11 protein-coding genes are annotated in these 11584 nt (G+C 65.5%); 2 read left to right on the top strand and 9 right to left on the bottom strand.

The features are described 5' to 3' along the window. Positions 1 to 15: 15 nt before the first annotated feature. The 3 genes from M2650_RS09560 to lptM are packed head-to-tail and all read right to left on the bottom strand — an operon-like array spanning position 16 to position 1810. On the bottom strand, positions 16 to 690 hold the full coding sequence (locus tag M2650_RS09560; RefSeq protein ID WP_249473683.1) for a DUF484 family protein: 675 nt from the start codon (positions 688 to 690) through the stop codon (positions 16 to 18). Further along, positions 687 to 1547, bottom strand: a complete 861-nt coding sequence (gene dapF / locus M2650_RS09565; RefSeq protein ID WP_249473686.1) for a diaminopimelate epimerase — start codon at positions 1545 to 1547, stop codon at positions 687 to 689. Before dapF ends, M2650_RS09560 begins: the two co-directional genes overlap by 4 nt. Positions 1548 to 1549: 2 nt before the next feature. Then, entirely contained in the window at positions 1550 to 1810 is a 261-nt protein-coding gene (gene lptM, locus M2650_RS09570) for an LPS translocon maturation chaperone LptM (RefSeq protein WP_249473688.1), read from the bottom strand. Between the two features lie 168 nt (positions 1811 to 1978). On the opposite strand from lptM, the gene M2650_RS09575 reads away from it, so the two are divergent. Both M2650_RS09575 and M2650_RS09580 read left to right on the top strand, forming a co-directional pair. After that, the gene (locus M2650_RS09575) at positions 1979 to 3238 is read left to right on the top strand and encodes a hypothetical protein (RefSeq protein ID WP_249473690.1); all 1260 of its coding nucleotides are present in this window, start codon (positions 1979 to 1981) and stop codon (positions 3236 to 3238) included. Between the two features lie 186 nt (positions 3239 to 3424). Continuing rightward, positions 3425 to 3811: an SseB family protein gene (locus tag M2650_RS09580; RefSeq protein WP_249473691.1), complete on the top strand. Its 387-nt coding sequence runs from the start codon at positions 3425 to 3427 to the stop codon at positions 3809 to 3811. 113 nt (positions 3812 to 3924) lie between these two features. Here the strand turns inward: M2650_RS09580 and M2650_RS09585 are convergent, their stop codons facing one another. The 6 genes from M2650_RS09585 to M2650_RS09610 form a co-directional block, all read right to left on the bottom strand. Further along, a complete protein-coding gene (locus M2650_RS09585) occupies positions 3925 to 4311 on the bottom strand; it encodes a YbaN family protein (protein WP_249473694.1) in 387 nt (128 codons plus the stop codon). A 232-nt stretch (positions 4312 to 4543) separates the two neighbouring features. After that, entirely contained in the window at positions 4544 to 6634 is a 2091-nt protein-coding gene (locus M2650_RS09590; protein WP_249474359.1) for a S9 family peptidase, read from the bottom strand. Positions 6635 to 6865: 231 nt separating this feature from the next. After that, a complete protein-coding gene (locus tag M2650_RS09595) occupies positions 6866 to 9001 on the bottom strand; it encodes a prolyl oligopeptidase family serine peptidase (protein ID WP_249473697.1) in 2136 nt (711 codons plus the stop codon). 89 nt (positions 9002 to 9090) lie between these two features. Then, positions 9091 to 9411, bottom strand: coding sequence for a hypothetical protein (locus tag M2650_RS09600; RefSeq protein WP_249473700.1), 321 nt, complete (start codon positions 9409 to 9411; stop codon positions 9091 to 9093). A gap of 103 nt (positions 9412 to 9514) precedes the next feature. After that, complete coding sequence (locus tag M2650_RS09605; protein ID WP_249473703.1) at positions 9515 to 10600, bottom strand: polysaccharide biosynthesis/export family protein; 1086 nt, start codon at positions 10598 to 10600, stop codon at positions 9515 to 9517. A 223-nt stretch (positions 10601 to 10823) separates the two neighbouring features. Next, a complete protein-coding gene (locus M2650_RS09610; protein ID WP_249473705.1) occupies positions 10824 to 11561 on the bottom strand; it encodes a YdcF family protein in 738 nt (245 codons plus the stop codon). Positions 11562 to 11584 lie beyond the last annotated feature (23 nt).

An 11584-nucleotide genomic window follows, 5' to 3' on the forward strand; every position in this document is an offset into this window, starting at 1 on the left:
ACGAAGGTCGCGCAACTAACGCGCATACCTCGCCAACCCCGTCGCCAGCGCCTCGCCCATCATCCGCAGGAACAGCGTGCCCATGCCGGGATAGAACCGGTTAGGTTCGTGGCTGCCGACCGCGAGCAGGCCGACGCCGGGCATCGGCACGAGCGCGGTGGACTGCACTTCCGGCGCGCGCACGCCGTACAGCACCGCATTCTTCTCCGGCTGCAAACGGCCGCACAGCGGTTCGCCGTCCTCCAGGCAATCGCGGAACGACGCCAGCTGCGCATCGTTCTGCGGAATGATCTGCAGCCAATCGGCGTCGTCGATGCCGGGCACCGCGTCGAACAGCACGATCCGCACCAGGTCGCCGTTGAAATCCTCGGCCAGCGATGCGGCCATCGCGCGCGCGGTGCCGGCGGCATCGCGCTCGCGCATCATCGCCAGCGTCAATTGGTGGGTACGTACCGCCAGCCGCTCGTTTTCCTGCGCGTTGGCGTACAGGTCCTGCAGACGCCGGTTCAACTCGCGGTTCTTGTCGCGCAGCACGTCCAGCTGGTAGCTGGCGAGCGATGCGGCCGGGCCGTCCTCGCGCGGCACCAGCAGGCTCAGGGCGAGGTCGGGGAATTGCTGCAGGAATTTCGGGTGACGGCGCAGCCATACGGCCACTTCGTGCGCACCCAGGCGTTCGCCGCTGTCGGTCATGGCAACCATTCTCCTTCGTAAACGAATGCGGCCGGGCCGGCCATGCTGATCTGCGCCGTGTCGTCCGGCCAGGCGATCCGCAATTCGCCGCCCGGCAGGACCACGGCGACCTCGCGGTCGACGCGGCCGCGCCGCATCATCACCGCCGCCGCCGCGCAGGCGCCGCTGCCGCAGGCCAGCGTCTCGCCGACGCCGCGCTCGAATACGCGCAGGCGGATGCGATCGCGCGACACCACTTCGGCGAAACCGATGTTGCCGGACTGGGGCAACGCACCGCTGCGCTGCAACGCCGGGCCCAGCGTCGCCACCGGCGCGGTCGCGGCGTCGAGCACTTCCAGCACCGCGTGCGGGTTGCCCATCGATACCGCGCCGAAGCGCACGTCGTCGCCGTCGATGTCGACCGAATACTCGTCCTGCGCGGCATCGAAGCCGGCCAGCGGCACGGCTTGCGGCGCGAAGTCCGGCACGCCCATCGCGATCCGATAGCGATGCCCACCGAGCGGCTGCACCGCATGCGTGCCGGCCGGGCTGTCGAGCGCGAAATCTCCGCTACCTGCGGCACCGTCGCGCACCAGCCATGCCGCCACGCAGCGCGCGCCGTTGCCGCATTGCTGCGAAGACGAGCCGTCGGAATTCCAGATGCGGTAGGCCGCCACCGCCTGCCCGCTGCGCGGCCGCTCGATGGTCAGGATCTGATCGCAACCCACGCCGGTACGGCGATCGGCCAGGGCGCGACACAGGTCGGCCGAAGGCGCCGGCATGCCGTCGCGCAGGTCGAGCACGACGAAATCGTTGCCCGCGCCGTGCATCTTGGTGAAGCGCAGTGCCGACGCCCGCGGATGCGCGGCGCGATCCATGCTCACGCGCCGTCGGTGCCGGCGGCGGGCGGCACCGGTTCGATGACCGGATTGTCGGCCGGCGGTTCGGTTTCGCTCTCCGGTGCAGGCGCGGTGTCGTCGGCATCGACAGGTTCTGACTCGTCGTGGGCGGGCGGCGTGCCGTCGTCGGCGGGCGCCTCTTCCGACGGGTCGGGCGGCGCCTGGACCAGCGGACCCTTGTTGCCACAACCGGCCAGGGCCAGCGCCGCCAGGATCGACAAAAGCAGCAAACGTGTCTTCATCGGCGCAGTGTAGCGGCCCGCAACGCCGGAACGAAGCGCCCGGGCCGCCGACGCGGCGTTGAACCGGGCCCGCGCGGCGCCGTTTTTTAGGGTTTGCCCTAGCTGGGCAGCGCCCGGCGGCAAACCTAACCTTTTGCCATCGCCCTCCGACCCGAATGGGAGGTTGCCATGGGATTCAGCATCAGCGGCGCCTGGAACAGCGTCACGTCGTGGGCCGGCGATCGGGCCACGGATATCGGCAACGCCGCCAACGACGCCCGCACCTGGGTCGGCGACCGGCTGGACGATGTTGACGAGGCCAAGAACTGGGTCGGCGAAAAGATCGATGGCGCCGTTCAATCCGCAGAGGAAGGCATCGACGATTTCCGCCAGGACATCGTCGCCTTCGGCGAAGAACATGGCGGCGTGGTCGGCCGCAGCGTCGGCCAATACGTGTCCAACCAGATCGGCATCACCGAAGGCGCCCTGCTCGCCACCTACGACATGGGCAAGGGCGTGGTGCAGCTCGCCGACGGCGCCAGCAAGCTGGTCAACCCGCTGGAATGGGCCACCCACGCCGACCGCAATTTCGAGCGCGTGCAGACGGTGGCCAACACCGGCATCGCCATCGGCAGCCTGACCAGCCCGGTCGGCTGGGCGCTGAACCCGCAAGGCAATATGCGCACGGCCGAAGGCTTGTGGAACGGCGTGACGCAGGGCTATCAGGCCGCCGCCGCCGATGGCGACTGGTCCAAGTTCGGCGGACGCCTGGTGGTGGACGTGGGCAGCATGTTCATCGGCGCCGGCGAAGTGAACGCAGCGGCCAAGGGCGCACGCGCGGCCGGTGCGCTGAGCCATGTCGACGACGTGAGCCATCTGACCAGCATCGCACCTCGCGCCATCGAAGCCGCGCCGACGCGACTGGCGTTGCCGGCGGGCAGCACCACCGATGTCGCCGCGCTCACCGCCAAGGCCGCGCAGCCCAGCGAATACGGCGTCGCCTTCTTCGGCAACAGCAACCTGAAGTACTACACCGCCGGCAACGCCACGCTCGGCCGCGACGGCAGCGCGTTCTTCTTCATGCCGATCGAGGATTCGGGCGCCATCGCCAACGCCGCCGACGCTTCGCGCTTCACCGGACGCGCGCCTTCGGCCGACCTGGCCTATGTCGACGTCGCCAAGGGCACCGCCGGCGACGGCGTGATCTACGGCATCAGCTTCCCGCTGGACGGCAAGAGCACCCGCCTGCCGACCGCCGCCGATGCCGGCGGCTGGCCGCACTTCCTCGAAGGCGGGCATACCGCGGTGCGGATCGAAGGCGACAAGGGCGGCTTCCTGGTGAACCCGACGCGCGAATTCGTGCTGCCGGGCGGCGATCCGATCCCGCGCGGCTCGATGCTGTTCCAGTTGGGCGAGAACGGCTCGTGGATGCCGCTGAAGATGTTCTGAAGCGGGTTCGTGGAGAAAGCAGCCGCTTTTTAGACGCGGATAAAATCTGATCAAAGCGAATAAAAATAAAATCCTTATCTGCTTTTATCCGATTTTATCCGTGTCGAAAATTCTTTTGCTCTTCCGTTTGCGCGGACGTCCGGCCTGCGCTAGGGTGCGGGTGACGTTTTACGCATTGGATGACCGATGTCCGCGCCTTTCGTGCCGATGAATCCGTTTGAAGCGACGCTGGTGGAAGCGCAGACGGGCGACACCGACATCCGCCGCGTGATCACCGCGCTGATCGAAGCCGAAATCGCCGTGCCCAGCGGCGAGGAAGTGATGCCCGACGGCGCCGGTTTCCAGCCCTTGCTGTTCCCCAAGGAAGGCGTGCAGATGGTGGCCTGTTTCACCGACCGCAGCCGGTTCGGCGAATTCGCGGCGATGGCGCCGTATTGCCTGATGTTGAACGGCGGCGATTTCCTGCGCCGGCTGCCGCCCGGTTACGGCTTGGTCGTCAATCCGGGCCAAGACATCGGGTTCGATATTTCGCCGGACGGCATCGCGCGGATCGTCGCCGAATTCCAGGCGTAGGGCGGGCCTTGGCCCGCCGTCGCGACTCGACAAACCGGCCGCGTCAATAATTTCCGGGCTCGTTCGCGCATACGCCGCGTAAGCAATTTCGCAACGGTGGACCAGGGCCCACCCTACGGTTCGGGCCGCCGCCATAGCCATATCGCCACGATCGCCATGCACGCGATCGGCAACGCCGTCATCCACCAGCGGTGCGCGGGGAAGCGCAGCATCACCAGCAGCAACACGACTGCGCATACGGCCATCGTGACGGTCGCCATCCATTTCGCGCGCCGCGATACCGCGCCGTGCGCCTGCCAATCCCGGATCGCCGGGCCGAAGCGCGGATGCGCAAGCAGCCAGCGATGCAGGCGCTCGGAGCCTTTCGCCGCAGCCCAGGCCGAGACCAGCACGAACACCGTGGTCGGCAACCCCGGCACGAAGATGCCGACGATGCCCACGCCGAGACTCACGTAGGCCAGCAGCCACCAGGCCCAGCGGAAACGGATGCGATCGGTCATGGCGCCATGATAGCCGGCGCAGCGATCTTGCTTTGCTTCCCCCTTTGAAAAAGGGGGGATCGAGGGGGGTTTGCTTTTGATGTTGCCTTTCGTAAGAGCGGCTTTAGCCGCGAGCTTTTGATGCTGCTAAAAAGCTCGCGGCTAAAGCCGCTCCTACAAAAAGCAAATCCCCATCGCCTTCGGCGATCCGCCCCCTTTTTCAAAGGGGGCAACGGCAGCCTGCGTTATGCGATCAATGCGTCGCGGTCGTGGCGCCCACGCCCAACTGATCCAGCATGAACGCGAACATCTCCGATTGCTCGCGATACTTGCGGAACCGTCCCGACTTGCCGCCGTGCCCGGCGTCCATATTGGTCCGGAACAGCACCGGCTGCTTGCCGGTGTCGAGATCGCGAAGGCGCGCGACGTATTTCGCCGGCTCCCAGTACTGGACCTGCGAATCCCACAGGCCGGTGCCGACGAATATCGCCGGATACGCCTGCTTTTTCAGGTTATCGTACGGCGAGTACGTGATCATGTAATCGTAGTATTCCTTCTTCTCCGGATTGCCCCACTCGTCGTATTCGTTCGTGGTCAGCGGGATGGTCGGATCGAGCATCGTCGTCACCACGTCGACGAACGGCACCTGCGACAGGATCACCCGGTATTTTTCCGGCGCCATATTGGCGATCGCGCCCATCAGCAAGCCGCCGGCGCTGCCGCCGTAAGCGGCGACGCGGTCCTTCGCCGCATAACCTTCTTTGACCAAATGATCGGTCACGTCGATGAAATCGGTGAAGGTGTTCTTCTTGTGGAACAGCTTGCCGTCGTCGTACCACTTGCGACCCATTTCCTGGCCGCCGCGGATGTGGGCCAGCGCGTAGACCATGCCGCGGTCGAGCAGGCTGACGTTGACGATGCTGAAGCCCGGGTCCATCGACGCGCCGTAGCTGCCGTACGCGTACTGCAGCATCGCGGCCTTGCCGTTCTTCTCGAAGCCTTTCTTGTAGACCAGCGACACCGGGATCCTGGTGCCGTCGCGCGCGGTGGCCCAGACGCGTTCGGTGGCGTACTTGGACGGATCGTAGCCGATCACCGGCTGCTGCTTCAGTTGGCGGCGCTCGCCGGTCTTGGTGTTGAGCTCGTACGTGGTCGGCGGCGTGGTCATCGAGGTGTAGGTGTAGCGCAGCCAGTCGGTGTCCGGCTCGGAGTTGACCGCGAAGCCCATCGAGTACGCGGTTTCGTCGGCCTTGACGTACTCCTCCTTGTCGCCGGCCTTCAGCAGGCGGATGCGTTCGAGCCCCTCGGAGCGCTCGGAGATCGCGGCGAAGCCGTCGAACAGTTCGATGTCTTCGATGAAGACGTCCTCCCGGTGCGGCACCCAGTCCTTCCAATCCTTGCGCGATGCGCTGCCGTCGGGGGCGGTGACGATCTTGAAGTTCTCGGCCCCGTCGGCGTTGGTGCGGATCACCCAGCGATCGCCGAGATGGTCGGCGTAGTACTCCACATCGCGCTCGCGCGGCGACAGGACGGCGAAGGTTTTAGGATCGGCTGCCGGCGCGCAGCGGATTTCGGTCATCACCGTGCTGCCGACGTCGATGCAGATGTACTTGTCGTCGCGGGTGCGCCACAGGCCGATGTAGAAGCTGTTGTCCTTCTCCTCGTACACCGTTTCGTCCTGCGACACCGGCGTGCCGAGCACGTGCTTCTTGACCCGGGTGGTGAGCAGCGTCTCCGGATCGTTCTCGACGTAGAACAGGGTCTTGTTGTCGTCGGCCCAGGCGGTGTACGAGGTGACGCCGGGGATCGTTTCCGGATAGGTCTCGCCGGTTTCCAGGTTCCTGAAATGGATCTTGTTCTGGCGACGGCCGACATCGTCGTCGGTCCAGGCCATGATCTTGTTGTCGGGCGAGATTTCGTACTCGGCGACGTTGAAGTAGTCCTTGCCGGCGGCCATCGCGTTGACGTCGAGCAGGATTTCTTCCGGCGCGTCCATCGTGCCCTTGCGGCGGGCGTGGATCGGATAGTCCTTGCCGGTCTCGAAACGGGTGTAGTACCAGTAGCCGCGCTCGCGGAACGGCACGCTGCTGTCGTCCTGCTTGATCCGCGCGACGATCTCGTCGTAAAGCTTGTCCTGCACCGGCTTGAGCGGCGCCATGTAGGCGTCGGCGTAGGCGTTCTCGGCGTTGAGGTAGGCCAGCATCTCCTTGTTTTCGCGCTTGTCGTCGCGCAGCCAGTAGTACTCGTCGCTGCGGGTCGCGCCGAACGGAGCCTTCACCTCGTACGGCTTCTTGGCGGCGTCGGGCGGGGACGGAAGATCGGCTGCGGCGGCGTTGGTGGTCATCAGGAGAAGGGTGGCCAGCGAGAAGAAAGTGGTTTTCATGTATGGGGTCCGATCCGGCAAAGCGCAACGGGGGTTCGTTATCCGTCATCCCAGCGAACGCTGGGACTCATTTTGATCTTGCTCTCGGAAACTAGACGTTCAAGCCGCTGGATTCCCGCCTTCGCGGGAATGACCGCCTAAAACAGAAGAGCAACATGGGTCCCAGCATTCGCTGGGATGGCGGGTGATGGGTTACTTGGTCAGTTCCTTCCACAAGAAGGTATACGCCAGCGCATTCATATGCGCCTGCTGCGCATTGTTGGCCGCGCCGCCGTGCCCGCCCTCGATGTTCTCGTAATAACGCACGTCCTTACCGGCCGCCTGCATCTTGGCCATCATCTTGCGGGCGTGGCCGGGATGCACGCGGTCGTCCTTGGTCGAGGTCATGAAGATCGTCGGCGGATAGGTCTTGGACGCATCGAACAGGTGATAAGGCGAGAAGGTCTGGATGAATTTCCATTCCTCAGGCTTGTCCGGATCGCCGTACTCGGCCATCCACGAGGCGCCGGCCAGCAGATGGCTGTAGCGCTTCATGTCCAGCAGCGGCACCTGCACGACGACCGCGCCGAACAGTTCCGGGTACTGGGTGAGCATGTTGCCGGTCAGCAGGCCGCCGTTGCTGCCGCCCTGGATGCCCAGGCGCTTGACCGAGGTGATCTTGCGCGCGACCAGGTCCTGCGCGACCGCGGCGAAATCCTCGTACGCCTTGTGGCGGTTGGCCTTGAGCGCGGCCTGGTGCCAGCGCGGGCCGTACTCGCCGCCGCCGCGGATGTTGGCGACTACATAGGCGCCGCCCTTCTCCAGCCAGCCCTTGCCGATGCCGCCCGAATAGGCCGGCGTCAGCGAGATTTCGAAGCCGCCGTAGCCGTACAACAACGTCGGCGTGCTGCCGTCGAGCTTCATGTCCTTCGGCCGGACGATGAAGTACGGGACCTTGGTGCCGTCCTTGGACGTGGCGAAGTGCTGTTCGATGACGTCCCTCGAGGCGTCGAAGAACACCGGCATCGCCTTCAGCTGTTCGGGCTGCTTGCCGATCTCGACCAGCGACAGCGTGGTTGGAGTCAGGTAATCGGTCGCGGTCAGCCAGACCGCGTCGCTGTCGTCTTCGTCGACCGCGCCCACGGCCAGGGTGCCGAATGCCGGCGCGCCGACGAACTCGCCCTTCTTCCAACCGCCCGTGCCCGGAGTCAGCACGCTCAGCTTGTTCTTCACGTCGTCCAGCACGTTCAGCACCACGTGGGATTTGGTCCAGACGAAGCTCTGCAGCGAAGTCTTCTCGGTGGGCTCGAACAGCACGTCGAAATCGCGCTTGCCGGCCATGAAATCGTCGAACCTCGCGGCGATCAGCGACCCGGCCGCGTACGTCTTGCCGCCGACCGTCCACGGCTCGCGCAACTCCAGCGTCAGCCACTGCTTGTGCACCGACTTGTTGACCGAATTGGGAACGTCGATCTTGCTCAGCTTGCCGTCCTTGCCGCGCAAGTAGAGCTCGTCGTTGTAGAAGGCGATGGTACGGCTGACGAAATCGCGCTCGTAGCCCGGTGTGTTGTCGTGCATGGCCGCGATGTACATGTCGTCGGCCTTGCCCTCGTAGACCACCTGCGCCGATTCGATCGGCGTGCCGCGCTTCCATTGTTTGACGATGCGCGGATAACCGGAACTGGTGAGCGTGCCGGGGCCGAAATCGGTGAACACGTACACCGTGTCTTGGTCGATCCAACCCAGGGCGCCCTTGGCCTCCTTGCGGAAGAAGCCGTCCTTCACCCATTGCTTGGTGGTGAGGTCGAATTCGCGGGTGACGTCGGCGTCGGAACCGCCGGGCGACAACGCCACCAGGCAGCGTTTGTATTCGGGCTTGAAGCAGTCGGCGCCGTGCCAGACCCACTTTTCCTCGCCGCTGCGGTTCTCGGCGACGTTCAGCGCGTCCAGGTCGATCACCGTCTCCCACTGGGGCTGCGGCTTGCGGTATTCCTCGAGCGTGGTGCGGCGCCAGAGGCCGCGCTCGTGCTTGGCGTCCTTCCAGAAGTTGTAGTAGTAATCGCCGATCTTTTCGACGCCTGGGATCTTCGCGTCCGAATCCAGGATCGCGCGGATCTCGCCTTCCAGCTTCTTGAATTCCGGCGTCGCGGCCAGCTCGGCCTCGGTCTTGGCGTTCTCGGCCCTGACCCATTCCAAAGCCTTCTGATCCTCGACGCCTTCCAGCCAGGCATAGGTATCGGACGGATCGGTCACTTTATCGGCCTCCTGGGCATGGGCGGCGCCGGCGACCGACGCGGCCAGGCCAGAGGCCATTAATAAGGTATGGCAAGCCTGCGACAGCTTCGACATGGGCGCTCCCCGGCGAAAACGTTGGAAACCCCAACGCTAGCACAGGCCATCGGCGCGGCTGCCGTGCCGAAGGTCAGCGGCCGGCCGGGTCAGGCGGCCCGGCTCAGCCGATGCGGTGCGGCGGCTTGGAACCGGCGCCGCGCCTGGACGCGAGGACGGCGCCGCATCGCAGGGGCGCCCTCGACGGCGCGCTGCGGCAACCGGAACCGATGCAGCGCCCACCAGGCGGTCAGGGGCATGCCCAGCAGCCAGAGCGGCACCCAGCCGAACCAGGCGCTGTAGCCGCGCGCGGTCGGCAGGGCCAGGACTACGATCAGGCCGATCAATACCGCTTGTTTGAGCAAGCGGTCGAGCTCCGGGTCGGCAGCGGAGGCGGCACGGCGGGTCGGGTTGGCAGCGAAGACAGACATGGCACGCTCCATCGGGTCGGGAGCGCACCGTGCCCTGCGGCCATCTCACAAGTTGCGACCGCGACGCGAACCGCTCCGGTAGTCGCCGGAGCGGCGGCGGCGATCAGTCGGGACGGCCGAAGTTGTACTCGGCCGAGGCCGCGTTGCTGATCAGGCCGGACAACGGCAGCAACTGCGACAGGAAGCGGTTCCAACGGGTGACCCCGGCCGGACCCACCCACACCACGTCGCCCGGCCGCAAGGAGAAGCGGTCGGCCAGCGCGAAAGCCACCGGCGATTTGGCGTTGAGGTGGTACACCGTTGCCGGCGTGTTCTTCATTTCCTCGACGCCGCGGATCACGTAAACCGCACTGCCCTTGGACGTGATCGGATTCAAGCCGCCGGTGCGGCCCAGGGCCTGGGTGAGCGACATGTCCGTGGTCTTGAAGTTGATCGCCTGCGGCCGCAGCACTTCGCCGATCACGTAGACCTCTTTGCGATCGTTGAACGGCAGGTACAGGTGATCGCCGGGTTTCAGATAGATGTCCTGCGCGATCTTGCCGTTGCGGTTCAGCGCGTCCAGATCGAGTTTGTAGTCGCGGCCGTCGCGAGTCAGCACCAATCCCGACAGGTCGGCCTGCTCGACATTGATGCGCGCCTTGCCGATCGCTTGCGACAAGGTCAGCGGCACCGTGGTGATGTCCTGCGGAGAGGTGTCGACGAACGCGCCCTGCAAGGCGATGCGGCTGCCGTAACCGACGACGTTGACGTCGACCTTGGGATCGCGGATGTACTGCGCGAGGCGGCTGGACAGCGTGCTGCGCAGTTCCTCGATGCTCATGCCCTTGACGTTGATCTTGCCGGCATAGGGATAGAAGAACGTGCCGTCCGGCTGCACCAAGCGGCCGTTGATGACGGCCTGTTGCTGGTTGCCGGCGGGCGTGGTCAGTTCGGGGTGGTCCCACACGGTGACCAGGATCGTGTCGCCGGGACTGATGCGGTAGGTCTCGGGCCGGTAGCTGGCCAATTCCGACGGCAGGCGCTGCAGCGGGCGTTGTTCGCCGGCCACCAGCTCGGCCGTGATCGGCACCATGGCGACGTCGCCGCCCTGTTCGCTGCTCTGCACCGAACGCGTGTTCATCTGCTGGCCGGCGCATCCGCTGACCGCGATAACGAGCGCAAGCGCGCAGGCACGAGTCGTGATTTTCAACGTTCTTTCCTCTTGGCTCGCGGCACGGACATCGGTATCGCGATGCCGATAATCGCCCGCATCTCCATGCGAGGATGTGCCGGTGTAATGCGCAACGCACCGCGCGAAGGTGGGCACTGCCGTTGTGCCGCAACGGAATCCTAAAGTTTGGTTTGCATCAATCGCGTGAGGATCGGCGCGCCGGTCTGCGGACGTTCATGAAAATGACCGGTATTTTTCGCATTCAGTTCTGTAACCTGACCGCAAGCAGGCCGACATACTCCTTGAGCGCGCGTCCGCTGCGCCACAACGCGCCGAAAGACGGCACCCAGCGCTCCCGCCACGTCGCTCGGCGCGCGCGTTCAGGCACCGGCACCGGCACGACATCGATGCCCGCTTCGCGGAACAGCAGGCTCGCGCGCGGCATGTGCAGCGACGAGGTCACCAGCAATATCCGCCGCACGCCGCGGCCCTTGGTCAAGGCGGCGGTGAACGACGCGTTGTCGCGCGTATTGCGGCTGCGATCCTCCAATATCAGCGCCGATGCCGGAACGCCGAACCTTGCGATCGCCTTCGCCATCGTGCGCGCTTCGCTGCCGCCGCCGGAAAGCACGACGATCGGCGCGCGCCCGCTCAGCCAGGCGCGCGCGCCGGCGGCGATGCGGCTGCTTTCGAGCTGGTCGATGCGCAAACCCGGGCGATTGATCCAACCGTAGTGCCCGCCCCCCAGCACGACGATGGCATCCGCGTCGGGCAACGCCGCTTCGTCCGCCACCGGATAGCGGGACTCGAGGTGGCCGCGCAACCCATCCGAAAACCGCGGGACAGACCAGACCAGCGACCATGCGATCGCGAAAGCCGAGATCGCGACCGCCGTGTTGCGCATGCGCAAGCACAGTCCCAATCCCGCGCACGCGAGCAACGCCGCCGACAAGGTCGGCGGGTACGTCAAAGAGACGACGAGATCCTGTATCGACGGCATGGGCGCGGCGCGTCAGACCGCCG

This window comes from Luteimonas galliterrae (assembly GCF_023374055.1).
Lineage (GTDB): Bacteria > Pseudomonadota > Gammaproteobacteria > Xanthomonadales > Xanthomonadaceae > Luteimonas_C > Luteimonas_C galliterrae.